General features: G+C 67.0%; 25 protein-coding genes and 1 tRNA gene. 17 read left to right on the top strand and 9 right to left on the bottom strand.

Going from position 1 to position 24,780, the window contains the following annotated elements:
• Nucleotides 1-394 (bottom strand): saccharopine dehydrogenase family protein (locus FXN61_RS29820; protein ID WP_512698758.1); only part of this gene is annotated, 394 nt, incomplete at its 3' end.
• Nucleotides 395-447: 53 nt separating this feature from the next.
• Between FXN61_RS29820 and FXN61_RS29825 the strand changes: the two genes are divergently transcribed.
• The 4 genes from FXN61_RS29825 to menC are packed head-to-tail and all read left to right on the top strand — an operon-like array spanning nt 448 to nt 4,630.
• Entirely contained in the window at nt 448-1,392 is a 945-nt protein-coding gene (locus FXN61_RS29825) for a helix-turn-helix domain-containing protein (protein ID WP_167977333.1), read from the top strand.
• Nucleotides 1,393-1,420: 28 nt separating this feature from the next.
• Entirely contained in the window at nt 1,421-2,833 is a 1,413-nt protein-coding gene (locus FXN61_RS29830; protein ID WP_167977334.1) for an amino acid permease, read from the top strand.
• Nucleotides 2,811-3,530: a chorismate synthase gene (locus FXN61_RS29835; RefSeq protein WP_167977335.1), complete on the top strand. Its 720-nt coding sequence runs from the start codon at nt 2,811-2,813 to the stop codon at nt 3,528-3,530. The genes FXN61_RS29830 and FXN61_RS29835 overlap by 23 nt, the downstream gene beginning before the upstream one ends.
• Entirely contained in the window at nt 3,527-4,630 is a 1,104-nt protein-coding gene (gene menC / locus FXN61_RS29840) for an o-succinylbenzoate synthase (protein WP_167977336.1), read from the top strand. Before FXN61_RS29835 ends, menC begins: the two co-directional genes overlap by 4 nt.
• Here the strand turns inward: menC and FXN61_RS29845 are convergent.
• From FXN61_RS29845 to hrpB, 3 genes are all read right to left on the bottom strand, one after another.
• Nucleotides 4,615-5,217: an HD domain-containing protein gene (locus tag FXN61_RS29845; protein WP_167977337.1), complete on the bottom strand. Its 603-nt coding sequence runs from the start codon at nt 5,215-5,217 to the stop codon at nt 4,615-4,617. The two genes, menC and FXN61_RS29845, sit on opposite strands and share 16 nt — an antisense overlap.
• The gene (locus FXN61_RS29850) at nt 5,214-6,296 is read right to left on the bottom strand and encodes a macrolide family glycosyltransferase (RefSeq protein ID WP_167977338.1); all 1,083 of its coding nucleotides are present in this window, start codon (nt 6,294-6,296) and stop codon (nt 5,214-5,216) included. Before FXN61_RS29850 ends, FXN61_RS29845 begins: the two co-directional genes overlap by 4 nt.
• A 70-nt stretch (nt 6,297-6,366) precedes the next feature.
• Entirely contained in the window at nt 6,367-8,634 is a 2,268-nt protein-coding gene (hrpB, locus tag FXN61_RS29855) for an ATP-dependent helicase HrpB (RefSeq protein WP_167977339.1), read from the bottom strand.
• Between the two features lie 26 nt (nt 8,635-8,660).
• On the opposite strand from hrpB, the gene FXN61_RS29860 reads away from it, so the two are divergent.
• The 4 genes from FXN61_RS29860 to FXN61_RS29875 are packed head-to-tail and all read left to right on the top strand — an operon-like array spanning nt 8,661 to nt 12,688.
• Nucleotides 8,661-9,710: a glycosyltransferase family 2 protein gene (locus FXN61_RS29860; protein ID WP_167977340.1), complete on the top strand. Its 1,050-nt coding sequence runs from the start codon at nt 8,661-8,663 to the stop codon at nt 9,708-9,710.
• Complete coding sequence (locus tag FXN61_RS29865) at nt 9,703-10,509, top strand: GNAT family N-acetyltransferase (protein ID WP_167977341.1); 807 nt, start codon at nt 9,703-9,705, stop codon at nt 10,507-10,509. The genes FXN61_RS29860 and FXN61_RS29865 overlap by 8 nt, the downstream gene beginning before the upstream one ends.
• A 51-nt stretch (nt 10,510-10,560) precedes the next feature.
• Nucleotides 10,561-11,853, top strand: coding sequence for an MFS transporter (locus FXN61_RS29870; RefSeq protein ID WP_167977342.1), 1,293 nt, complete (start codon nt 10,561-10,563; stop codon nt 11,851-11,853).
• A gap of 46 nt (nt 11,854-11,899) precedes the next feature.
• Nucleotides 11,900-12,688 (top strand): DsbA family protein, encoded by a 789-nt coding sequence (locus tag FXN61_RS29875; protein WP_167977343.1) that lies wholly within the window; start codon nt 11,900-11,902, stop codon nt 12,686-12,688.
• Here the strand turns inward: FXN61_RS29875 and FXN61_RS29880 are convergent.
• Complete coding sequence (locus FXN61_RS29880) at nt 12,681-13,922, bottom strand: phenylacetate--CoA ligase family protein (protein WP_246292178.1); 1,242 nt, start codon at nt 13,920-13,922, stop codon at nt 12,681-12,683. The genes FXN61_RS29875 and FXN61_RS29880 overlap by 8 nt on opposite strands.
• A 123-nt stretch (nt 13,923-14,045) precedes the next feature.
• Here FXN61_RS29880 and FXN61_RS29885 point away from each other — a divergent pair.
• Nucleotides 14,046-14,118, top strand: a tRNA-Ala gene (locus FXN61_RS29885).
• 205 nt (nt 14,119-14,323) lie between these two features.
• On the opposite strand, the gene FXN61_RS29890 is transcribed toward FXN61_RS29885, so the two are convergent.
• Nucleotides 14,324-15,529: a tyrosine-type recombinase/integrase gene (locus tag FXN61_RS29890; protein ID WP_167977344.1), complete on the bottom strand. Its 1,206-nt coding sequence runs from the start codon at nt 15,527-15,529 to the stop codon at nt 14,324-14,326.
• A gap of 37 nt (nt 15,530-15,566) precedes the next feature.
• Between FXN61_RS29890 and FXN61_RS29895 the strand changes: the two genes are divergently transcribed.
• From FXN61_RS29895 to FXN61_RS29910, 4 genes are all read left to right on the top strand, one after another.
• A complete protein-coding gene (locus FXN61_RS29895) occupies nt 15,567-15,956 on the top strand; it encodes a hypothetical protein (RefSeq protein ID WP_167977345.1) in 390 nt (129 codons plus the stop codon).
• Between the two features lie 236 nt (nt 15,957-16,192).
• Nucleotides 16,193-16,492, top strand: coding sequence for a hypothetical protein (locus FXN61_RS29900; RefSeq protein ID WP_167977346.1), 300 nt, complete (start codon nt 16,193-16,195; stop codon nt 16,490-16,492).
• Nucleotides 16,476-17,117, top strand: coding sequence for a class I SAM-dependent methyltransferase (locus FXN61_RS29905; RefSeq protein ID WP_167977347.1), 642 nt, complete (start codon nt 16,476-16,478; stop codon nt 17,115-17,117). The genes FXN61_RS29900 and FXN61_RS29905 overlap by 17 nt, the downstream gene beginning before the upstream one ends.
• Before the next feature lie 191 nt (nt 17,118-17,308).
• Nucleotides 17,309-17,704 (top strand): hypothetical protein, encoded by a 396-nt coding sequence (locus tag FXN61_RS29910; protein WP_167977348.1) that lies wholly within the window; start codon nt 17,309-17,311, stop codon nt 17,702-17,704.
• Nucleotides 17,705-18,146: 442 nt separating this feature from the next.
• Here the strand turns inward: FXN61_RS29910 and FXN61_RS29915 are convergent, their stop codons facing one another.
• Nucleotides 18,147-18,869, bottom strand: coding sequence for a hypothetical protein (locus FXN61_RS29915; protein ID WP_167977349.1), 723 nt, complete (start codon nt 18,867-18,869; stop codon nt 18,147-18,149).
• 563 nt (nt 18,870-19,432) lie between these two features.
• On the opposite strand from FXN61_RS29915, the gene FXN61_RS29920 reads away from it, so the two are divergent.
• The 4 genes from FXN61_RS29920 to FXN61_RS29935 all read left to right on the top strand — a co-directional run bounded on the left by FXN61_RS29920 (nt 19,433) and on the right by FXN61_RS29935 (nt 23,323).
• Nucleotides 19,433-19,903 (top strand): hypothetical protein, encoded by a 471-nt coding sequence (locus FXN61_RS29920; protein WP_167977350.1) that lies wholly within the window; start codon nt 19,433-19,435, stop codon nt 19,901-19,903.
• A gap of 1,205 nt (nt 19,904-21,108) precedes the next feature.
• Complete coding sequence (locus tag FXN61_RS29925; RefSeq protein WP_167977351.1) at nt 21,109-21,417, top strand: hypothetical protein; 309 nt, start codon at nt 21,109-21,111, stop codon at nt 21,415-21,417.
• A gap of 32 nt (nt 21,418-21,449) precedes the next feature.
• Nucleotides 21,450-22,697, top strand: a complete 1,248-nt coding sequence (locus FXN61_RS29930) for a nucleotide sugar dehydrogenase (RefSeq protein ID WP_167977352.1) — start codon at nt 21,450-21,452, stop codon at nt 22,695-22,697.
• Nucleotides 22,698-22,786: 89 nt separating this feature from the next.
• Nucleotides 22,787-23,323 carry an EF-hand domain-containing protein gene (locus FXN61_RS29935; protein ID WP_167977353.1) on the top strand — a complete coding sequence of 179 codons (537 nt, stop codon included), beginning with the start codon at nt 22,787-22,789 and terminating at the stop codon, nt 23,321-23,323.
• A gap of 53 nt (nt 23,324-23,376) precedes the next feature.
• Here the strand turns inward: FXN61_RS29935 and FXN61_RS29940 are convergent, their stop codons facing one another.
• Complete coding sequence (locus FXN61_RS29940; protein WP_376770769.1) at nt 23,377-23,802, bottom strand: DUF6917 domain-containing protein; 426 nt, start codon at nt 23,800-23,802, stop codon at nt 23,377-23,379.
• Nucleotides 23,711-24,652, bottom strand: coding sequence for a Gfo/Idh/MocA family protein (locus FXN61_RS29945; protein WP_167977355.1), 942 nt, complete (start codon nt 24,650-24,652; stop codon nt 23,711-23,713). The genes FXN61_RS29940 and FXN61_RS29945 overlap by 92 nt, the downstream gene beginning before the upstream one ends.
• Nucleotides 24,653-24,780: the final 128 nt, after the last annotated feature.

A 24,780-nucleotide genomic window follows, 5' to 3' on the forward strand; every position in this document is an offset into this window, starting at 1 on the left:
TGTGGGCGGAGTCCGCGGTGGTCCAGTCGGCCATCGCCGCGGTGACCAGCAGGTCTGCCAGGCCGCCGAAGAACGCCATCGCGGGGACCACCGGGATCGAGGCGCCGCGGGCGAACGTGTCGGCGTTCGCCTCGATCTCCGCCGCGACGTCGACGTACGGGATGCCCACGCGTTCGGCCGCGGCGATCAGCGGCAGAGCGGTGACCGCGAACGGACCGGCCGTGTTGATCACCGCGGCGGCACCGGTCAGCGCCCGATCCAGTGCGGCCGGGTAGTCGGCCGTTGCCTGGGCACGCCCGAACGGGAGCGGCTCGAAGCCGCGCTTTTCCAGCTCTGCCAAAACGAAGCGACCCGTGTGTCCCGAAGCGCCGTAAACCGCGACCTTGTGTCCCATGTGGACCATCAAAGCCGTCCGGCGGAAACCGGGCTAGTGTCTGGAACGACACGATGCGTACAGTTTCGGACATGCTCGCGTTCGCTGTGACCGGCGGGATGCTGCACTTCGAGCTGACCGCGACGTACGAGATCTTCACCGCCCCGCAGCTCGACTATCGCGTACAGATCTGCGGAGACGGACCGGTTCGTCTCGGCAAGTTCACGCTGGAACCGGACCTGCCCCTTGACCAGCTCAAACGCGCCCACACCGTGATCGTGCCCGCCATCGCCGACGTCGACGAGCCGATCGACGAGGCCCTGGTCGAGGCGGTCCGAAACGCCCACGACGAGGGCGCGCGGATCGTGTCGCTGTGCACGGGGGCGTTCGTGCTGGCGGAGGCGGGGCTGCTCGACGCGCTCAGGGCGACCACGCACTGGGCGCACACCGACGAGCTGGCCAGGCGGTATCCACGCGTGGAAGTCGACCCGGATGTTCTGTACGTCGACAACGGCCAGGTGCTGACGAGCGCGGGCAAGGCGGCGGCGATCGACCTGAGCCTGCACCTGATCCGCGGCGACCACGGGACCGCCACGGCAAACACGGCGGCCAGAAGACTTGTCGTGCCACCGCATCGGGACGGCGGGCAGGCGCAGTTCGTCCTCGCGCCGGTGCCGTCGGACGGAGGTCATCCGCTGACCGAGCTGTTCGACTGGGCGAGCAAGAGGCTCGACCAGACGCTGACCGTCGAGGACATGGCGCGCCAGGCGAACATGAGCTCGCGTCACCTCGCCCGGCTCTTCAAAGCCGTGACGGGCACCACGCCGTTGCAGTGGCTGCACACGCAACGGATCCGGCGCGCGCAGCAACTGCTGGAGATGACGGACGACAGCGTGGACCAGATCGCTGGCGCGTCGGGAATGGGTACCGCGACGACGTTGCGACGGCACTTCCACCGAACTGTTGGTGTGCCACCGGACACATACCGCCGCACGTTCCGGCCGGTTGGTGGCCGATAGGTCAGAGGCCGGGCGTTATGTTGGCTCGATGAGCAACGAACAGCGCATCGGGGCGCGGGTGTTGCGGCGCAAGCCGATCGACCAGCTGACTCATCCCGGCAGCGAGATGAAGCGCAGCCTCGGCGTCGGTCACCTCACGATGATCAGCATCGGCGCGACGCTCGGCACCGGCATCTTCGTCGTGCTGGGGCAGGCGGTGCCGCTCGCCGGTCCCGCCATCGTGGTGTCGTTCGTGCTGGCCGGTATCACCGCGTTGTTCTCCGCGCTGTCGTACGCCGAGCTCGCCGGCCTCATCCCGGCGTCCGGCTCCTCGTACTCCTACACCTACGCCACGCTCGGCGAGATCGTCGCGTGGGTCTGCGGCTGGTGTCTCGTCCTCGAGTACGGCGTCTCGGTCGCGGCGGTCGCGGTCGGGTGGGGGCAGTACGTCAACGAGTTGCTGCACCTCGTGCTGGGCGTGCGGATTCCCGACGTGCTGAGCCAGCCGCCGGGTGCGGGCGGGATCATCAACATCCCCGCCGTGCTGGTCGTGGTCATCTCCATGGTGGTGCTGCTCGGTGGCGCCAAGGGCAGTGCGCGCACCAACACGATCCTGGTGTGGGTGAAGATCGGCGCGCTGCTGATGTTCTGCGCGGTCGCGTTCACCGCGTTCAGGGCGGGCAACCTGCAGCCGCTGTTCCCGCTCGGCCTGGCGGGCATGAGCGCCGGTGCGGCCACGTTGTTCTTCTCCTACATCGGATTCGACGCCGCGTCGACCGCCGGTGAGGAGGCCAAGAACCCGCAGCGCGACCTGCCGCGTGCGATCATCCTGTCCCTGGTCGTGATCACCGCGCTGTACTGCGCCGTGGCGCTGGCCGCGGTCGGTGCCATGCCGTGGCAGACGTTCGAGGGCACAGAGGCGGCGCTGAGCCGGGTGCTGACCGACAACGTCAGCGGCGCGATCTGGCCGATCCTGCTGTCGATCGGTGCTGTGGTCGCGACGACTTCGGTCGTTTTGACCGTCCTCTACGGACAGACGCGGATTCTGTACGCCATGTCCCGTGATGGACTCGTGCCGTCGATCTTCGCGAAGCTCAGCCCGCGGACGGGTGTGCCGTTCGTGAACACGATCGTCGTCGGCCAGTTCATCGCTGTGCTCGCGGCGCTGGTGCCGTTGGGTTCGCTGGCCGACGCGACCAGCATCGGCACGCTCTTCGCGTTCGCGCTGGTCAACGTCGCGGTGATCATCCTGCGCCGCACCGAGCCGGACCGGCAGCGCAGCTTCCGGGTGCCGTTCTCGCCGGTCACGCCGTTGCTGGGGCTGGCGTTCTGCGTCTACATGATGTTCAGCCTCGGGCTGGACACGTGGATCGCGTTCCTCGCGTGGATGGTCCTCGGGTTCGTCATCTACTTCGGCTACAGCGTGAGGAGGGCGGGCCTTGCGGTTCCAAGTGATCGGTGACGTTCCCGGCATCGCTCGCGTCGCCACGTACTACGCCAAAGTCTGGGAGACGACCGAGGACGTGTTGTCCACGGAGACGTTGCACTGCATCCGGCACGCGGGCGGCGCGACGATCGGGGCGTTCGACGGCGACGAGCTCGTCGGCGCCACGACCGGCCTCTTCTGCCCGGACGGGTCGGTGTACTCGATGATCGCGGCGGCGAAACACGGTGTCGGGTACTCGCTCAAGCAGGCACAGAAGGACTGGGCGGTCGGGCTCGGCGCGAAGTCGATGCGGTGGACCTACGACCCGCTGGTGTCGCGCAACGCCCGGTTCAACCTGGTGAAGCTCGGGGCGGTCGTCACCGAGTACACGGTGGACTTCTACGGGTCGATGCGCGACGGCGTGAACGAAGGCGACGAGAGCGACCGGCTCACCGTGCAGTGGGACCTCACGAGTGAGCGCGAAACCCGCGAGTCCGAGCCGGCCGGTGAGGTCACGCGGGCCGCGCCGGACGGGGAACCGCTGGCGCGCACGGACGGCGAGCGGATCTGGTGCCGGGTGCCGCGCGACATCGTGCAGGTGCGCAAGGAGTCCGCCGAGCTGGCCAAGCAGTGGCGGGAAGCGGTGCGCGGCGTGTTCGTCGGCGCCTTCGACACGGGCTACGTGGCGACCTCGATGTCGCGCGACGGCTGGTACCAGTTGGAGCGCAAGTGAAGATCGAGCGCGTTGAACTGGTGAACGTCGCCATTCCGCTGGTGCAGTCGTTTCGCACGTCGTTCGGGACTATGACGACGAAGGACACGTTCCTGCTGCGGGTCGTGACGGACACGGCCGAGGGGTGGTCGGAGTTCGCGGCCGACCCGCAACCGCTGTACTGCTCCGAGTTCGTCGCCGCCGCGGAGCTCGTGCTGGCAGACCACCTCGTGCCGCGGGTGGTGCCGGAGGTCACCGCTGCCGAGGTCGCCGCGAGGACCGAGGCGGTCAAGGGGCACAAGCTCGCCAAGGCCGCGCTCGAAACGGCGATCCTGGACGCCGAGCTGCGGTCGTACGGGATGCCGATCGGCACGTACCTGGGCGCCACCGCCGAGCGCGTGCCCTCCGGGATCTCGGTGGGGATCAAGAACTCGATTCCGCAGCTGCTGGACGACGTCGAGGAACACCTCGCCGACGGCTACGTCCGGATCAAGCTCAAGATCGAGCCCGGTTGGGACGTCGAACCCGTGCGGGCGGTGCGGGAACGCTTCGGCGACATCCCGCTGCAGGTCGACGCGAACACCGCGTACACGCTGGCCGACGCCGATCAGTTGCGCAAACTCGACGAGTTCGACCTGCTGCTGATCGAACAGCCGCTCGACGAGGACGACATGCGTGGGCACGCGCTGCTCGCACAGCGGATTCGCACGCCGATCTGCCTCGACGAGTCGATCACGTCGGCCAAGGACGCGGCGACGGCCATCGCGATGGACGCGTGCCGCGTGATCAACATCAAGCCCGCCCGCGTCGGTGGCTACCTGGAGGCGCGGCGGATCCACGACGTCGCGGTCGCCCACGGGATTCCGGTGTGGTGCGGGGGAATGCTCGAGACCGGGATCGGGCGCGGGCCGAACCTGGTGCTCGCGGCGCTGCCCGGTTTCGTGCTGCCTGGCGACACCTCCGCGTCGCGGCGGTGGTTCGCGGAGGACATCACCGAACCGTTCGAGCTCGAGGACGGCTTCATCGCCCTGCCGACAGGGCCCGGCATCGGCGTCGAGCCCATCCCGGAGACGTTGCGGCGCTTCACGACCTCGACGAAGGTGCTCTACGCCAAGGACTGAAGCTCGCGGGCGAGGTTGATCCGCGCGGCGGCGTCCCACCGCTGCCGCGCGGGCTCGGTCACGAACAGGTCCTCGCGGTCGAGCAGGGACTTCAGCACCTTCGTCCTGCCCGTGCGCCACGTCGAGTCGTCGTACCGCGAGTACTCCTGGCGCACGGCCAGGCGATAGCGCTCGTAGTGCTCCGGTTCCGAGCCGAGGACGGCCAGGTCGGCGTCGAGCAGCACGTGCGCCAGCGGGTCGTCGGACGAGTGCGTGATCGTGGCCAGCACCAGCGACTCCACGCGGGCGATGTGCTGTTCTTCAAGCCCTGCCAGGTGTTCTCGCGCCCATGCGGCTGACGCGCGTTCGTCCTCACCCGGCTTGCCGTCGTAGATCACGTCGTGCGCACAGGCGGCCAACGTGAGGATCGCGCGCTCTTCCGCGGTGAACGCGAACGCATCGGCCAGTGCCGACGAGTCGCGGACGACGGAGGCCACGTGGAAGGTGTTGTGGTATGCGCGATGCGGCTCGGCATACCGCTCGGCCAGATCGCCCGCGTCCGGCGTGCCACCGAGTGCGCGGACCGCGTCGTCCCAGATCCGTCTCACCGCGCCAGTTCCTCCTCGACCACGTCCGCGGCGAACGCACTGCCGCCAGCCCCGTGAATCATCCGCCGCATGTCCTTCACCCGCGCGGAAATCGCGGAGTCCGACGTCAGCTGACTCACCAACGAGCGCACGCCCTCCTCGGTCACGGTGTCGAGCAGCACGCCGAGCCCGAGCTCCTCGACGCGTTGGCCGTTGAGGCGCTGGTCGGCCTGGTGCGGCACGACGATCATGGGAACGCCGTGGTGCAGCGCCTCCATCACGCCGGCCAGGCCACCGCGCGTGATGAAGACGCTCGCGTGTTCCAGAACGGCCAGCTGCGGGACGTCGTCGTGCACCTCGACGTTCGGCGCCGGCTTGTGAACCTTGCCCTTTGTGACAAGGTGCCACGGCATTCCGCGCGCCGCGTCCGCGCACGTTTGCGCGTCGATCGTCGCGAGCACGACCGGCGTGTCACCAGGTGGTTCCCACGTGCCCTGGAACCTTCGTTCGGTCAGGCACGGGCCGGGGAAGGCGAACCGCTCGTCGAACGTGTCGCCCTCCGGCTGGAACTCCCTGGGGAACAAGGCGATCCTGCGACGCGCGCCCGCGACGAACTCCGGCAGCGAGCTGCCGACGAAGCCCTGGACCTCGGTGAAGAACCGGATGGCCTCCCTGTCGAACGTCCTCGCCGGCACGACCGCGGCGCCGAGCGACCAGTGCGAGTTGCTGGTCAGCAGGCTTTCCAGCAACAGGCTTGGGACGCCCAACCGGCGGGCGATCACGCCGCCGGCCCAGGCCGCGATGTCCCACAGCACGATGTCCGGCGGGTCGTCCTGGAACACCGGCTCCAGCTGGGGCAGGGCGGACTCGGCCTCGGCGAGCGCGAGCCGCGCGGCGTCGTAGAGCGACTCGGGCAGCTCAGGTGGAAGCGTTGTGGTGCAAGGGATCACGGTCGCACCGCACTCGGCAACGGCCGCGCTGAACGGGGCGGGGACCGGACAGGTCACGCGGTGGCCGCGGCGCACGAGCTCCGCGATCATGCCGAGCGAAGGAAAGACGTGTCCGCGCTCGGGCATGAGGAAGATCGCGATGTGCGCCATAGACCAGAATAACGTTGTTCGATTCCTAATGGTTCAAATCAGTGTCCGTGAATCGACAAAGGTTCCGGTTTCATCTGCTCTTGTCGTAGGGCCGTTCGGGCCAGTGGTGCTTGGGATACCTTCCCTTCAGCTCACTGCGCACCCGCAGGTAGCCGTTGCGCCAGAAGGACCTGAGATCGCTGGTCACGGCGGTGGGACGGCCCGCGGGCGAGAGCAGGTGCACCACCACCGGAACTCCCGCGATGCGCGGCGTGTCGGCCCACTTCATGGCGTCCTGGATGCGGACGTGGAGGGCCGGCTGGTCCTGCGTGTAGTCGACCTTGCCCTGGCCGATGCGTTCCGGGGCGAGCTGGTCGAGCTCCGCCGCCTCCGGCCACGGCAGCAAGCTCCTCAGCAGCATCGTCGTGTCGATTTTGGCCAGGTCGGAGCGCTTCTTCGCCTTGCCGAAGTCGACTGCTCGGATCAGGTCCTCGTCCTCGACGCTCGGCCAGTCGCGGGTCCGGTGCAGGAACGCCATGCGCTCGCGCAAGCGTTTGGCACCCTCGGTCCACTTGAGCAGGCCCAGGCCTTCGGTTTCCAGGCCGAGGCGGAGTGCCTGCTGGGACTTGGCGAGGTCGTTGAGCGGGCGCTCGTCGAGCGTGATCGCGCCGAGCTTGCGGACGCTGTTCGCGATGACGTCGCCGTTCCACCGGATGTCGTCGACCGTGTGCACGAGCGCTTGGGCGGCGGCGATGGCGAGTTCTTCGTCGGCCGGGGCGGCGAGGCGGATGCGGCCGTGCTTGCTGCCCGGTTCGCGGTCGGCGATCGCGACCGCCAGCCACTGGGAGTGCGAGTCGGTGTGTTCGACGGCCGTGCCGTTGGCCATCAGGTAGACGTTGCTGTTCTTGGACCGGCGTTTCGCCAGCCGTTCCGGGTAGGCGAGTGCGACGACTAGGGCTGGGTCGCCGTTGCCGGCCGGGTTGGTGCCGAGCTTCTCGAGTTTCTTGGCTTCCTTGCGCCACTTGCCAGGGGCCTTCAGCGCGGTCGCAAGGTCGGTCGTGGTGGCGTGCGTGCTGTCGTCGAGCAGTGCCACGACTTCGGCGGCGGTCTGGTTGCCCGCGAGTGCACTGCCGTCGATGAGTGCGCGTCCCAGCCGTGGGTGCAGGCCGACGCTCGCGATGCGGTCGCGGCGGTCCGGCTCGAGTGCGCCGATCGCGTTCAGCGTCTCCTGGGCGGCCTTGAGCGCGCCCTCCGGTGGGGCGTCCCACCAGCTCAGGCCGGTGCCGTCCGGGGTGCCCCACACCGCGAGTTCCAGGGCGAGCCTGGTCAGGTCGGCCGTGCGGATCTCGGGCTCCGGGTAGCGGGGGAGCGTCGAGTGCTCGTGTTCCGGCCAGCAGCGGTAGACGCGTCCGGGGGCTTCTCGGCCCGCTCGGCCTGCGCGTTGCTCTGCGACGGCCTGGGAGACGCGGATCGTGGCGAGTCCGGCCAGGCCGCGGCGGTGGTCCACGCGCGGTACTCGGGCCAGGCCGGCGTCGACGACCGCTCGGACGCCGGGGACGGTGAGGCTGGACTCGGCGATGCTCGTTGCCAGGACCACCCGTTGGTGCCGGCCGGGTTTGAGGGCGGCGTCCTGCGTCTGGGCGTTGAGCTGGCCGTGCAGGATCACAGTGTCGGCGTTGAGCAGTCCGGCCGTGCGGTTGATCTCACGGACGCCCGGCAGGAACGCGAGCACGTCGCCGTCCACTTCGGACAGTGCCTTGTTGATCGCTCTGGCGACCGTGCTCTCGATGTGCTCGTTGCGTGCGGGCGGGACGTAGGTGATCTCTGTGGGGTACATGCGGGCTTCGGTGTGCAGCACCGGAGCGTTGAGCAGATCGGAGAGTCGTTGTGCGGCGACGGTTGCGCTCGTCGCGAGAAGCTTCAGGTCTGGACGCAGTCCTGCCTTGGCGTCCAGGAGGAGCGTGAGGAGCAGGTCGGCGTCGAGGTGGCGTTCGTGGCACTCGTCGAGCAGGACGGTGCCGACGCCGCGCAGCTCTTGGTCGTGCTGGAGACGGCGAACGAGAAGACCGCTGGTCACGACCTCGATGCGGGTGTGCTTGCTCGTCTTGCGATCGCCTCTGACCGAGTAACCGACGGTGTGGCCGACCGGTTCGCCGAGGAGGCTTGCCATGCGTGCGGCGGCGGCTCGCGCGGCGATCCTGCGTGGTTCGGCGACGACCACTTTGCCGTGGAGGGCCAGCGGGACGAGCGTGGTCTTGCCGGTGCCCGGTGGTGCTACGAGCACGGCGGACCCGTGGTCGTCGAGGGCCTTGAGAAGGTCCGGGAGAACGGACTTCACCGGGAGATCGGGCAGGTGCACGCCGTTGAGTGTGTCAGGGTGGAAGCATGGGGATGACGGGTGTGGTGACCGCGGCGCTGTCCACACTGCGGTCTGCGCGGACCGTGGCGCAGTGGCAGCACGTGCCTGAGGTGTCGTCTTCTTCGAAGACCGCGTCCGTGCTGGCTGTCGTGCCGGCGCGCAACGAGGAAACCACGTTGCCGTCGTTGCTGTCCGGGTTGGTCGGTCAGCCGGGTGTGCGCGTTGTGGTGGTGGACGACGCTTCTGGGGACGCGACGGCCGCTGTCGCTCGTTCCTGTGGCGCCGAGGTGATCGAGTCGTCCGGACCGGCTCGTGGCTGGGCCGGGAAGACGCACGCGATGCACCTCGGTGTGGGGGCCGCTCGTGACGAGGAGTGGCTGCTGTTCGTGGACGCGGACGTGACCTGCACGCCTGATCTGGTGGGACGGCTGGTGGCTTCGGCCGGTGAGCTGGGTGCGGACCTCGTGTCGTCGTCGGGGCGCGGGACCGGTCCGGCGTGGTGGTTCCTGCTGCCCGCGTTCAACACGCTCGTGTTCGAGGGCTCGCCGCCGGACGGTCGCGGTGCCACCGCGCTCGGGGTCGGGCACTGCATCCTGGTGCGGCGAGCGGTTTTCGAGGCTGCCGGTGGCTGGGAGGCGCTCGCCGAGACCCACGCCGACGACGTCGGGCTGGCGACGTTGATCAGGGACTCCGGCGGGGTCGTGCGGTTCATCGACGCGACCGCTTTGCTGACGACCTCGGGGATCGACACGTTCGGGGACTGCTGGCGGTCGTTGCGCAAGAGCATCCAGCCGTCGATGCGGGAGATGTTCGGGCCGTGGGGACGCTTGTTGCTGGTGGTCGCCGGGTTGTTGCACCTCGCGTACGGCCTGATCCCGGTGTTGCGGTGGCGGTCGCCGTGGTCGTGGCTGGCGTGGTTCGCGCAGGCCGTGTCGCACCGCGAGTTCGTGCGGCGCGTCGGCCAGCCGGAGATCTCGGCTGTGCTGGCGCCGTTGTCGTGGGCGACGATCGGGGTGTTCCTGCTGGACTGCGCGTTGCGTCCAGGTGCTTCGTGGAAGGGCCGTCGAGTTGGTTGACCCGTTGCGCGATCCGGACGACCCGGAGTTGCTGGATCCGTACCAGGCACGGGAGCTGGCCGTGTTGGTGGAGGGCGCGCGGCTCGCGTCCGGCGCGGTCCGGTACGGCAAGGTCGGCAGGGTCGGCAGCGCGTCCGTGGTGATCAACCGGGAGAACCCGCTTCCGTCCGGCAACTTCGGCTGCGCGCTGGACGGCTCGTCGGTCGAGGTCGCGTCGACGTTGCTGCAGCTCGAGCACACGTTCGCCGCGGTGGGGCGTGCCGAGGCGGTGGTGTACGCGTCGCCGACGACCGTGGACGAGATCGAGGGAATCGCCGACGACTCCGGCTGGTACGCGGTCGAGGAGCTGTTGACCGTGGTTCATCGCGGGCCTGCTCGCCTCGAGGGCGTTCGGCGGGCCGTCGACGCGGATCTTCCCGGGATCGTCGAGCTGCTGTCGGACGAGCTGGTCGGGAACCGGGCGAGGTTGTCGCGGTGGCTCGGGCATCGAATGGACGACCCGCGTTGTTTGTTGTTGGTGGTGGACGACGGCGAACGGATCGGCGGCTTCGTGTCGGGGTTCGCCGAACGCGGTGTGGGTTTGGTCGAGCAGTGCGTCATACGTCCAGCGCGGCGGCGTCGTGGCGTTGGGCGGTCGTTGGTGGTGTCTGCTGCTGCGGCCCTGCGGTCAGCCGGGGCGATGCTGGTCGCCTCGCAGGTCGACGAGGGTCCGGGGGAGCGGTTCGCCGAGGCGTGCGGGTTCGAGGCGGCCTATCCCGTGACGGCATATGTACGCAGAGTGGATGAGCTGCTCGACTGAGTTACTTAGTTGCCGCGTGACATATCCTTAGCAGGGCTAAGGGAGGCTGGGGTGCGCGTGCGCGAGCGGTTGCCGGTTGAGGTCTGGGTTCTGGTCGCGGCGAGCTTCATCATCGCCGTGGGGTTCGGCCTCGTGGCGCCGGTGTTGCCGGTGTTCGCGAAGTCGTTCGGCGTCGGCAACACCGCGGTCGCGGCCCTGGTCAGCTCTTTCGCGTTCGTGCGGCTGGCGTTCGCGCCGATGAGCGGCAAGCTCGTCAACAGGTTCGGCGAGCCGCACGTCTACATCGTCGGCATTCTCATCGTGGCCGTCGGCACCGCGCTCTCCGGCTTCTCGTCGAGCTACGGCGAAATGCTGGCGTGGCGGGCGCTCGCCGGCATCGGGTCGACGATGTTCACGGTGGCCGCACTCGGTCTGCTGATCCGGATCACCCCCGCGCCGATGCGCGGGCGGGCGTCCGGCATGTGGGCCGCGGGCTTCCTCATCGGGAACGTCGCGGGGCCGATCATCGGAGCGGGCCTCGTGCCGTTCGGGCTGTGGGTGCCGTTCGTGGCGTACGGCGTGATGCTGTGCCTCGCCGCGTTCGTTGTCTGGTTCTTCCTGCGACGCTCGACTTTGGCGGCGTTGGACAGGTCCAACGTTGACACGCCGATGACGGTGCGCGAGGCGTGGCGGCACCGGTCCTACCGGGCGGCCCTGGCGTCCGGGTTCGCCAACGGCTGGGCCGTGTTCGGTGTGCGGATCTCGCTGGTGTCGGTGTTCGTGATCGAGGGCCTGCGGAGCAGCGCGGCCATGGCGGGCATCTCGATGTCGGTGTTCGCCGCGGGTAACGCCGCGATGCTGTTCCTCTCCGGCAAGGTCGCCGACACGTGGGGCCGCAAGCCGGTCGCGATCATCGGCCTGGTGGTCAGCGGCGTTGCCACGATCTGGATGGGCTTCACCACCGACGTGTGGATGTTCATGGCCGCCTCCCTGGTCGCGGGCATGGGCGCCGGCCTGCTGAACCCGCCGCAGAACGCCGTGGTGGCCGACGTCATCGGCGCGCGCGGCAAGGGCGGCCCCGTTCTCGCGGCTTTCCAGATGGTGACGGACCTCGGCGCAATCATCGGCCCGCTCTGCACCGGCCTGGTGGCCGACGCGTTCGGGTTCGAAGCGTCGTTCGCCATCACCGGCGCCGCGCTGCTGCTGTCCGTCGGCGTCTGGCTGATCGCCCCCGAGACCCTGCCCACACATGAGGAGGAGCACACGGCCGCTGCCGTGGCACCGGAGTGCGGCTGCCTCGACGAGAGCGCCGAGGTCCCGACCGGCGAGCGAGTCGGCGGCAAGCCACGCCACCCAGAAGCGTGATTGGGTACTCAGCTTTCTTTTAGTTTGGCTCGCTACCCTCGTCGCCGTGGGTGGAGCAGAGCGCAGTGCGCGGAAGAAGAAGCAGGCCGCGCGTGCGGTGGCCCAGGCCCGTACCTCGGGCGGTTCGGAGCGGACCAAGATCATCGCAGGCGTAGCCGTCGTCGCGGTGCTGGCCATCGCGGTCATCGGCTACGTCGTCTTCCAGTCGATGAAGCCCTCGGGACCGACACCTGGCGCCGCGATCCCCCAGGCACCGGCCGACCACGTGATCTCGGCGCCCGCGGTCCGCGACGGCAGCACGGTCGTGGTCGGCAAGGACACCGCCACCGTGACCGTCGACGTGTACGAGGACTTCCTCTGCCCGATCTGCGGCACGTTCGAGAAGACCTACGGTACGTCGATCAAACAGGCCGTCGAGGACGGCAAGGTCAAGGTCCGCTACAACATCCTGCCGATGCTGAACCGCCTCTCGAAGCCAGAGGGCTACTCGACCGACTCGGCCAACGCCGCCCTGTGCGTGGCCGACGACGGCAAGTTCAACGCGTTCCACGCGGCGCTGTTCAACACGCAGCCCGAGGAAGGCGAAGCCGGCTACACCAAGGACCAGCTCATCAAGCTGGGCAAGGAAGTCGGCGTCACCTCGGCGTCCTTCGAGTCCTGCGTGCAGAACAACACCTACAAGACGCAGCTGGACGAGCTGATGTCCAAGACCAGCAACGACCCCGTTCTCCGCGACGCCGAGACGGGCCGTTTCCGCGGCACGCCCAGCGTCGCTTCGGGTGGCAAACTCGTCGACCTCGACAACAAGAACTGGCTCTCCGACCTGACTAAGTAAGACCGTCGATCGGCGCCTGGCCCTGGGTCCACCGGGCCAGGCGTTGCGCTTTTCCTTGTTCCGTGCGCGGCAGCTTTCCCGGTTCCAGAACGTGGACCTGGCACGTGATGCCCAGGCGTTCCTTGAGGTCTTGGCTCAGTTTCGCCTTGATGTCCTGTGTGGACTCGACCGCCACGTGCAGCTGCGCTGTGGTGGTCCTGCGGTCTTCGATGATCAGGTAGTGCGGGCTCGCGAGGGTGAGGACGACCGCCTCGATCTCCGTCGGGAACACGTTGACGCCGCGGATGATGAGCATGTCGTCCTTGCGGCCCTTGAGCTTGCTCATCCTCCGAAGCGTGCGTTGGCCGGCCGGCTCGTGGAGCGTTGCCACGTCGCCCGTGCGGTAGCGCAAGAGTGGCATGCCGGTCTTGGTGAGCGTGGTGAAGATGAGCTCGCCTTGGTCGGTCTCGGGGTAGAAGTGGTCCTCCGCGATGTTGAGAAGCCCTTCGGAGTCAAGGGATTCGCACGCCACACCCGGACCGATCACTTCGGACAGTCCGTAGATGTCCAGCGCCTTGATTCCGAGCCGTTGCTGGATCTCCTGGCGCATCTCCTCGGTCCACGGCTCTGCGCCGAAGATGCCGACCTGGATCGAGTTCTCCTTTTTGAGGTCCTCCGCCAGTCTCAGCGCGTACGAGGGCGTGCAGCAGAGCACGTCAGGCTTGAGGTCGTCGATGAGCCTCACCTGCCGCTCGGTCATGCCGCCAGACATGGGGATCACCGTGGCTCCCAGCTTGAGCCCACCGTGGTGCACCCCGAGCCCGCCGGTGAAAAGCCCGTAGCCGTAAGCGTTGTGGACGATCGAGGTCGTGGTGGCCCCGGCACCCTTGAGCGCCCTGGCCATGACCTCGGACCAGATCTCGATGTCGTTGGCGGTGTAGGGGATGAGCGTCGGCCTGCCACCCGTGCCCGACGACCCGTGCACGCACACGATGTCTTCCTGTGGCGCGATTTGCAGCCCGAACGGGTAGTGGTCCCAGAGGTCCTGCTTGCTGATCGTGGGCAGCAGATGGATCTCGTCGAGGCGCACATCTGTGCCACGCGTCACTCCGGCTTCCCTGAGCCTGGCGCCCTGAAAGTTCTCGGTGCCGAGAAGGCGGTCGACGAGGCCTTGCAGGCGCTGTTCCTGCAGCTCGCGACGGGCCTCGGGGTCCATGCACTCGATCTTCGGATCGAACGGCGCTCCGGCGGTCATCACCTGGTCCTACCAGGCCGAATGCGGTTTGGATACCCCCGATTTTTATCTTGTGGCGCGGGTGATGTACGGTATTGCCACACGAGAACGGCAGGGAAACCTACTGGGAACGTGGACCTTCAAGGGGCTGTGGCGCAGCTGGTAGCGCATCACACTGGCAGTGTGAGGGTCAGGGGTTCGAGTCCCCTCAGCTCCACAAGTTGTAGAACCCGTCTGATCGAGCCTTTGTTGCTGGTCAGGCGGGTTCTTTGCGTTTCACTGGTGATCACCTCTTGATCGTCTTGTTCTGGTCTGGTGGAGAGGTTCTGGAGCGGCTTTCTCCAGGAAGAACGGTTCCTGGGTCGTTGGTCTGCGTGGATGTGGTGTCCCTCTTGCCAACGGGGTGAGGGTCGTTGTGTTGGTTATGCGGCAACGGGGCCGGACAGGCGCCGTGCGACCGGTTCTGGAGCCGTCGGGTGTGCTTTGACGTCTGCTCTGGCAGCGCGCCACCTGCGTTGCAAGTTGTCGAGAAGTCGTTGTTCGACTTCGGGTGCGACGTGGGAGTAGACCTCGGTGACGCGGTTGGGCAGGTGATGTCCGAGGCGTCGTGCTTGGGCGATCTCGGGTGCGCCGTCGGCGATGAGCCAGGTCTTGTGACTGTGCCGCAGTCCATGGAACGTCAGGCCCGGTCGGATAGGCACTGTGCGGGAGCGATTGTATGGACTGTCTTCGTTGCCGTTGACGGCTGGTTCGAGGATGCGTTGGGTGAAGGTGCTGCGCCACAACCAGTTTCCGCCGTGCGCGGTGAACACGAACTCGTTGTCGTGATGCTGGAGGTAGTCGCGCAGCAGCTTGATCAGGAACGGTGGAAGCGTGATGGCTCGGGCTGAGGATGTGGTCTTCGGATTGCCGAGCCACTGTTTGTGGGAACTCTCGTGCAGGGCGCCGAAGCGCGGGTCGACGATCAGGATGCCGCGGTCAAGGTCGAGGTTGTCGCGGTGCAGTCCGGTGAGCTCGCCCCAGCGGCAGCCGGTCCAAGCGGCGGTGATGATCAGCAGCTTGGCGGTGTTGCCTCCGAGTGCTTGGGCTTGGTCGGCGATGCGGAGGACTTCGTCGGGTGTGGCCCAGACGCGTTCGCGTTGGATGCGGTGGCTTCGTCGTCCGCGGCGTCTGCGTCGGTGGACGGGGTTGGCGGGGATGAGGCCTTCGTCGGCGGCGTCGGTGAGCATCATCGACAGGAGCTTGACGATGCCGGCGATGGTGGAATTGGCGTAGCCGAGGGCGTGGAGGTCGGCGATCCACTTGTTGACGCCGAGCGCGGTGATCGCGTTGAGCGGGGTGGTGCCCCAGCGAAGCTGGATGTGGCGGCGGAGCATGCTGCGGTAGTTGTCGATGGTGCGTGGGTCGAGATCGAGTGAGGTGAACCAGATGGTGGCCCACTCGGCGAGGGTGGTCTTGCCGCGTGCGGGGTCGAGCCAGGTGTTGCGGCGTTGGTCGCTCTCGACGTCGTTGGCGTGGTTCTCGGCGGCCAGTTTGGTGGTGAAGCCGGAGATGGACGCGGTGTGTCCGTCGCCGGTGTGGTAGCGGACGCGCCAGGATTGCTTGCCGATCTGTTCTGTCCAGGCCATGACGGCCTCCGGGGTGCGGCGGAGCAGGAGGACTTAGTTGTGCGCCAACGGCTTCTTGAACGCAAGTCGATCTGGAGATCAGTCTTGGTGCCGAGCCTCGCTCAAGCTCGTCACGCCAACGCGCGACGCGATCTCGGTCGACGTGCACGCGGGGCCGTACTCCGTGCGCCACTGCGGCCGGATGCCGCTGCACGCACTGACATGTGCGGATGGGCGAAAGTCCGAAGCGGACGAGTTTCCCGCCATCGACGTGACGGACAACCTGACCTGTGTGCTCAGCAATGCCGCCGGAGACTGCTTCGTGGACGCCAAGAGCATCAACGATATCTATCTGGCACTGGCGATGGACGTCGACGTACGCCGCTTGCACGCCACGCTCGACGAAGCCGCGTTGCTGCCCTTTTTCGCCACTGCCTGGACCGGGTAGCGGAGCTCTGCCTGCTGGATGCGGCGCGGGCCAGCGCGCTCGAGTCGTGGCTGCCCGCGCCCGCCTCAGAGAAGAGAGCTCCTCTGACAGAACCCGATGCGGCGCATCGGATCCGGGTCACCGTCGAGGACGCGAGGCAGGTCGCGGCGCGCTTGCCGGCTGCAGACCCCGGTCTGGTAAACCTCATCGGGCAGTCGGCGCAGGACGCGTACTCGGCAGACCTTCCGCTCAGGTTGATGGACGATGCCGGGAAGGCGGAGTCCGCGCGGCTGCCGGAACTGGTCAACTGGAAGTGTGTGCGGATGGTGCCGTGGCACCTGCTCGCTCCCCTCGTCGGGGACGAGCACGCGACGGTCTCCGACGCGACAGGGACGTCGAAGGTGTCTGCGGAACTGACCTTGGTGCGGACCAAGGGCGGAGACCTGATCGTCGCGGGTGGAGAGGTGTTCGTGCCGACAGTGGACTTCGGCGTGCCTCGTCTGCTCGCTGCACACGCGCTGTCCCACGGGGAGGAACTGAGTGGTAGTCGACCCTGAGCCGGTGCCGTGGTCACGGCACACGTACGACGGGCTTGCTCCGGCGTACGCGGCCGCCAACCGCACGATCCGCAGGGGCCTCGTGCCCTACGCCGATCGACTGCTCGCCCACGCGGGTACTGGCTTGGTGCTGGAACTGGGCTGCGGCAGCGGCAGGGACCTTCAGCACCTGGAGAGCCTCGGCGCGAACGTCGTGGGCATCGACCTGTCTGCCGGCATGCTGGCCGAGAGCCGGCGGCAGGTCGCCGCTCCGCTCGTGCAGGGTGACGTCCGCGGGATCCCGCTTCGCGCCGGTGCGGTGGCAGGGTGCTGGTGCGTCGCCACGCTCCTGCACCTGCCGCCGGAGCAGCTCCGCATCGCGTTCGCCGAACTGGCCAGGGTCATCGCGGTCGGTGGCATGCTGGTCCTCGGCACCCAGCGAGGGAGTTCCTCAGCGCTCGAACTCGACCCCTACACGGGGCAGTACATGCGCCTGATGACCCGGCACTCGCCGGAAGCGATCGTCGACGGGCTCACGGCACACGGGTTCCGGACTCACCTCGAGTCCAGCACCGTCGACGACCTGCGGGGCTGGGTCCTCGTCACGGCGATCAGGCACGACGTCGAACTCCGCGGTGCACAGTGACAGACAAGTGATCAGAAGATCCGGTCCAGGCGGCGGTGATGACGAGCAGGCCGGCGGTCTCTCCGCCGAGGCGGCGGCCTGCTCGGCGATGCGGAGTCGACCTGGAGATTCGCGATCTGCAGTCATGTACCGCGCTCAGTGCCGCAGGGGTCGGCTGCACCGATAGGTGACCTCTGAGTTGGCTTGCCGTGATGTACGTCAAGATCGAGAAGATGATGTGTCACGAGGCCGAGTTCGTGGACTGCGTGTTCTCCGGTCTCCTCCGCGACGTCACGTTCAGCGCGACACCATGGGACAACGAGCGTCTCGGGCGGACGCGAAACGAGTACAGGGGCAACGACCTCACCGGAGCCCGGCTGGAGGGTGTTTCGTTCCGCGGCGGCATTGATCTCGATCTGCAGCGCCTTCCCGTTGGCGACGAGTACCTGCTGGTGCGCGACGCCGCCCAGGTACTGGAAAAGACGCGCGCTGAAGTCGCGTCCTGGCCGGAGGACGAGCTGAAGATGGACGCGAACCCTCCACGGAGCGTCTTGGAGAGCGATTGCAACAGCGGTCAGAAGGACATCTTGTGGGGAAGCGAGAGGTAATCCGCCGTGGTCCGTTCCTGTAGGCGTCGCGCAGTGCACGACATCTCACGATGACGGCCGGCACCTGCTGGTCGAGGACCGGGCCATCGTCGCGTACGGATTGCCGTCGCCAGCATGCGGCCCGGTGGTTCACCGCGTCCATGTCAGCACGCGTGGTCACCGGCGTCGCATACCGGCGACGGCAATCCGTCCACGAGTCGCCACTCTCGACACCCTGGCTCGACGGCCACTGGCTGGTACAGATGTCCCCGCAGGTGCCATCAGGGCTAGCACACAACACCCGCCGCCGACACTCCAGCCTCGGCTACCTCAGCTCCACCGCCTGCGAAGCCATGCTCGATCCCGCCACCTCGCTTCAGATGGCCTAACCGCACCTCGTTGTCCCGGTCCGTCCCAACAGGACGAGCACGGCGGGCTTCAAGGTGCGACTACGTGGCCCGCATCACGGATTGTCTGACCGGTACACGCCCCAGTAGTGGATGCGCTTCTGACTGCTCCCGGTCAGCGAGTAGAAGTCGATCCGATACGTCCCAGACTGCTGATAGTGCCAGTTGAGGGTGAGGTAGCCGCGGCTGGTGCTGCACCAGATGCGCTCGGTGCTGGATTGCACGACCCAGTTGCTACCGATGCGCTTTTGCAGCCGGACGATGAACGACCCCTCCGAGGTCGCGCATGACCGCTGCAGGTGGATCTTGATGTAGCCACTCTTGGAGTTGCTGAACGCCGGACTGTGAACGTTTTGCACGAAGCTGTACGTCACGCCGTCGTTCGTCGCCAGATACACCGACGATGCCGCGGCTGGTCCTGCGTTTCCGGCCAACAACCCCACAGTGAGCGCCGGGATGATGAGGAACGACCTCAGTAGGTTCTTCACTATGTCGAGCTCCGTAGTTTGTGCCGTGCTGCGCCGTTGGATGACAGGTTCAGTCACGCGGCCTGACTGGTCGGTGAGGTCATGATGGTCTCGTGGAAGGGTGCTTCGTAGATGTCTCGATTCTCGCGAGAAGTAGAAGATGTCCTCAGGAATGCTGTCTGGATGCCGGGTCGCCGGTCCGGCCCGGTCTTCCTGATCCACGCCCTGTTGTCGAACGGCGAGGTGGCTGGCCGCAGGCTCCTGGAATGCGATGGGTATATGCCGGAAATACCAGGTCAGTGGAAGCCTCAATGGACCTTGGCGCTCACGGCAGCCACCCGCCGATCACATAACCACAGCCATCTTGCGCAGGCGCGTAACCGAACGGTTCACCGCTGACCCTTCTGTTTGCATCCGAAATACAGCAGAGTTCCGTGGCACGCGAAAGTGCACCCAAAGCGGCACAAGCAGCCAATTATTTCGCAACGAAGGCGACCGTAGCACGACTTGACCTCAGAGAATGTGGGTCGTTCGAACCACAAGGTATGACCGCTTCTTGTGGCCGGGGCGTTTGCGTCGGGGTCGGAATCGGGTTGCTGTCCATGTGGTGAGGTGGGGTGGCGAGGTGCGTGCCGAGGGCGAGATCGGCGACGAGGATCTGATCGCGGAGTGCGGTCCAGGCGTCCTGAATCTTGGTGATCGGTAGGGGCTGTCGGGAGCCCCAGGTGCTTTGCCGGCATGCCGGGTTGATCAGCTTGAGGGGGTGGACGGTTGAACCGTGGGTGCGGGTGGTCGGCGGGTCGGGCTGGGACGAAGCTGTACATGCCGTGGACCGGGGTATCGGGTGTCGCTCCGCGGTAGAGAGTGAAGCGAGTGTGGCTGTCGATGCCGGACGCTGTGAGGGGATCGACGGTGCATGTCGCGAACGCCTCGCCCATGTCCGGCGTCTTGACACGGGATCGGAGCGGCGGGTCGGCTGTTACGCCAGCGATCATGCCCAGTCAGCGCTCGCTGTCGAGGAGGAGATCATCGTGCTTGTGACGGCCTGGAGCAACGGTAGGCCGCTGGGGTCCGGCGCGGGCTATGGGCTGCGGATCTCCGCCGCAGATCGGGATGAGTTCTTCGAACCATGCTGGGACTCCGTCGAGATCGAACTCGGGCCGGCCGACGCCGTCACGGTGTCTCTGTCGAAGTCGTTCTGGCGCACGTGCACCGAGTTGCGCAGTGCTGCCGTTGGTCGGTGGCTGATGACGCTTGGACTCGCGCCCTGGCCCAAGGGTGCGCCACCTCGCCTGGAACTCGTTCGCCTGCGCGGAGGCCGGTTTCGGCTCATCGCGCCGTCGTGACCCGCTCAACCTGCTGACGGCTCGGTGTGACGCTGACCGCGAGTCTCACACTGATCGTGCTGGAGCGGAACTGGAGCAGGGCAGGTAGTTGAACGTCATCGAACGGCACTCAACGGCGCTGAACGGCGGCTATTTGCGTTGGAGTTGTTGGGGTTCTAGTGTTTGTGCTGGTTGGAGTCCTTTGTGGACCAAACTGGCAGTGTGAGGGTCAGGGGTTCGAGTCCCCTCAGCTCCACTCTTTCGTAGAGCCCGTCTGACTGAGCGGTTTCCGCTGGTCAGGCGGGTTTCTTGCTGTTCCAGGTTGATCTCCGGTGATCGTCTGTCGGCCGTGTTGTGGTGACCCTATGGAGCAGTTCTGGGGCATGATTCTCCTGCTTGATCATCAAGCTGGTGGCTGGACTGGGTGATCGCCGTGTCCCTCCCACCAACGGTGTGAGGGGCACGGGTTCGTTACGCGGCAAGCGGTCCGGAGACGTGGCGGTCTGCCGGTTCGGGTGCGGCCGGGTGCGCCGGGACATTCAGGTCTGCTTCGTGCCACCGGCGCTGCAGGTCGTTGAGGAGTCGTAGTTCGACTTCGGGTGCGACGTGGGAGTAGACCTCGGTGACGCGATTCGGTAGAGGGCCGCCGGGACCTCGACCACGTAGACAAGCCAGCGGCGCGAACACACATCAGCATCGCGGCCGCGGAGCTTTGAGTGATGATGAGCGTACCGATGGTGTCACCTATGAGTGCTGCTGCTTGTGCGGCGATGCGCATGATTTCTTCGGGTGTGGCCCAGATCTTCTCGGGCTGTCGCCGTGCAGGCTGTCGGAGAGCGTGTCGGTGGCCAGTACCTCCAGTTAGGCGATCCCCTGAGCGCTCTTGGATGTGCTTTTCGAAGAACGCGTGGTCGCGCTCACGCAGGGTGAGCCGAGGTTGATCAACCGTTCCGTTTCCAGTGGGGCATCGCAACGATGCCGCCATGGCGGGCCTGCTCGGGATGATGATCGCGTTGCGCGGTCTCGGCCGACGGTGACGTGCGCGTCACTCGTTCATGGGAACGCCAGCGGTAAAAGCACACGCAGAGGCGCGTCGGAACACCTCCATTCGGATGTCCCTCCTGGCCGACCGCAACCTGGGCGCGTGGTGTTTGGGCACAAATCCAAAATCGCATTCCGTCGCTGTTAGCGTACGGAGAGCGACATCACCGAACCTGGAGGACTCGATGAGACGCTTTGTCACCGCAACGTTGGGCGCGCTCGCCGCGACCGCTCTCCTGGCATCGATGAACTCGCCCGCACAGGCTGCGGCTGGCCAGGTGGCGGTGTTCTCGACCGAGGTCACGGCGATCGAGATCTACCGGAATCCCAACGGTTGCAACAAACTCCCGCTCGCCGCGCACGTGCTGGTCAACCTGACCAACGCCGACGTCGTCGTGCACGCAGACCCGTTCTGCATGACCCCTGGGCTGGTCGTCAAGGAGGAGCACGGTTCACACGTCACCGGCAGCGGGGCGTTCTCCGTCAAGGACTGATCCCTGGTGTGACGAGTCGGGAAAGGACACGCGTGTCTGTCGATCTTGTCGTGGTCGGAGTCGGCCACGTCGGCCTGCCGCTCGCCGCCGAAGCCATCGCCGCAGGGTTGTCGGTGGTCGGGTACGACACCTCTCCGGAGGTGGTCACCGCGGTGGCCGACTGCCGCTCGCACGTGCTCGATGTGTCAACGGCTCAGCTACGAGCCATGCGGGCCAAGGGTTTCACCGTCACCTCCGATCCGGCGGTGCTGAGCGAGGCCGAGACGATCGTGATCTGCGTGTCCACCGGACTCGACGCCGGGGGTGGGCCGGATCTGTCCGCCGTGCGCTCCGCAGCCACGACCATCGCCGAGCATCTGCGGCCTGGCACGCTGGTGGTGCTGGAGTCGACCAGCTATCCCGGGACCACCGACGAGGTCGTCCGGCCGATCCTGGAGCGGCATGGGCTGATCGCGGGTGAGGACTTCCCGCTCGCCTACTCGCCCGAGCGGATCGATCCCGGAAATCTGCAGTTCGGCTTGCGCAACACCCCGAAGGTCGTCAGCGGCCACACCCCTCTGTGTGCCAAGCACTGCGCCACGTTCTACGGGCGGTTCGTCGACACGGTGGTGGTAGCGCGCGGCACCCGTGAGGCGGAGATGGCGAAGCTGCTGGAGAACGCTTACCGGTATGTGAACATCGCGCTGGTCAACGAGATCGCGATGTTCTGCGACAACATCGGCGTCGACGTGTGGGACGTGCTGCACTGTGCGGCGTCCAAGCCGTTCGGGTTCGCGCCGTTCGTGCCCGGACCCGGTGTCGGCGGGCACTGCATCCCGGTCGATCCCAAGTACCTGCTGGACAAGGCCGAACGGGAAGGTACCCGGCTGGGTGTGGTGCACGCGGCGCGGCAGGTGGACGACCGGATGCCGTCCTATGTCATCGAACGCGTGACGCGGATGCTCGCTGACCACGGCAAACCCTTGCCGGGTGCGAAGATCCTGCTGCTCGGCGTCACTTACAAGGCGGACGTGCCGGACACCCGCGAGTCCGCTGCGGTGCGGATCGCGCTGGGCCTGCGTGCGCTCGGTGCGATCGTGACCTATCACGATCCGGTGGCCGGTGGAGTGCCCGAGCTCGGGCAGGCCGCGCCGGATCTCGACACGGCTCTGCGGACCGCGGACGCCGTTGTGCTGCTTGTCGCTCACCGTGGCTACGACCTCGGCCGGCTGGCGAGGACCGCCCGGCTGTTCTTCGACGTGACGGGACGCGTTCCTGGAGAGGAGGTTGTGCGCTTGTAAGAGCGCCTGCTGTAGGGGTGCCTGCCGGGGTGGGGCCCGGCAGGCGGACATCAGTTCTTCCGAACTTCCGTGAGAAGGAGTGTGCGCGAATGACCGCTGCAGTCAAGAACGATCGGCTCAAGAAGCGTTTCGCGAAGTGGGATGTGAACAACAACGGCCGGATCGAGAAGTCCGACTACGAGGCCGAGGCTCGCCGGATCATCAACGCGTTCGGCGAGGACCCGGCGTCGCCGCAGGCCCGCGCGGTGGTCGACTCGTTCACGGGCATGTTCGAGTACTTGGCGAGCAAGGCGGGCGTCGGACCGAACGGCTCGATGACCGAGCAGCAGTTCATCGAGGTCATCGAGGCGCAGATCTTCCAGGAGGGTGACTCGGGGTTCAACCGGGTCGTGCGCCCCACGATCGCGGCGATCGTCGGGCTGTGTGACACCGACGGCGACGGCGAGGTCAGCCCGCAGGAGTTCGGCAAGTGGCTGGACGCCATCGGTGTCGAGCCCTCTGCCATCGACAACGCGTTCTGCGCCATCGATGTCAACGGCAACGGCAAGCTGACTGTTGATGAGCTCGTGCAAGCCGTGCGCGACTATCACCTCGGCAAGCTGGACGTGCCGCTGCTCGGCAACTGACCGCGTGATGAAACGGGCCCCAGGCGATGCGCCTGGGGCCCGTTTCGTCGTGCTCAGGGCGACTGGGTGAAACGCACGTCCAATTCGGGTTTCAGTCCGAGGTCGGGCCCGGTGCGCGGACGCGGCACGTGGATGAGGATGTTGTAGTGGTTGGGAAAATGGCAACCGTCGAACCCGAGCACCGTGCCCACTCGAACCCCGGCGATCCACACCTCGTCACCGCGGTCGATCACACCCGCGCATCCGATCTCCACGAACCCGAGGAATCCGACCCGGTCGATCCGCGCGCCGGGAGTGGTGTCGTCGTGGTCGGTGGTGACCAGCTCGTGCACCTCACCTTCGCGCACGCACCGGCTGGCGAACGGCTCCAGGCTCATCCCCCGATCGTCACGCCGGTGTACCAGCACCTTCACGACTGTGCCGGTGATCTCCCGTTTCGGCCCGTCCTCGCGCATACGTCTCCCTCCGATATGCTTCATCCACAATGGACAACAGAGCCAGGCCTCCGTCAGACCACGCCGCTCCCAGCCGCACCGCCTCCGCGAACTCACGCAGCACGCCTTCGTACTCGTGCCGGAGCGACTCCTTGAACTCCCGGTAGCCGGCCAGCATGTCCGCGTGGAGCACCGACCCGTCGGCCAGGCGGATCTCGACGTCCTTGACCTCGCCGGGAAACGACCAGTCGAGCTCCACGTTCGCGCGGTCGAGCACGAGCACCGCCTGCCGGTCGACGCCGGCGTCGTCCCGGCTGATCCGCACGCCGCGCAGTGCCACCTGCCCGAGGAAGAGCCGGACGAGGTCGAGCGCGTTCGGACCGTTGTCCGCGACACAGCCACCACCGCAGCGCGCCGCGTCGAGGTACCAGCGGTCGTGGCCGACGTGTTCCTCGATCTGTTCCAGGTACCGCACGGTCACCGACTCGATCGTCGCGCCGCCGATCTCGTCGCGCAGCGCGAGCACGTTGCTGTTGTAGCGGCGGTGGAACGCGGTGAACAACGCGACCTGCCGCCGGGCGGCCCTGTCGGCCAGGTCACGGCCGTCGGCCAGGGTGGTGGCCAGCGGTTTCTCCACGCACACCGGGAGCCCGGCGTCGAGAACGTCCCGGCACACGATGGCGTGCACGTCGTTCGGCGCGGTGACGACGACTGCGTCCAGCCCGCCCGCGGCGAGCAGTTCGCGGTGGTCGCGGTAGCCGGGCATCCGGTGACCCGCCAACGCGGCGGGGTCGCGATCGCAGACGGCGGCGAGCGTGAAGTCCGGAGAGCTTTCCAGCGCGGACAGGTAGAAACGGGAGATCACGCCGAGTCCGACGATGCCGAGCCGCATCATGCGCCCACCCCCACCGTCACCGACCGCAGTTCCTCGAACAACGCCCGTGGCACCGGCACACCGTGCTCCCGCAACCGCGCCGCCCGTTCCCGCTCGTGCCAGCCGGGATACGAGACCGGGGCGGCCGG

This window comes from Lentzea indica (genome assembly GCF_012184385.1).
Lineage (GTDB): Bacteria > Actinomycetota > Actinomycetes > Mycobacteriales > Pseudonocardiaceae > Lentzea > Lentzea indica.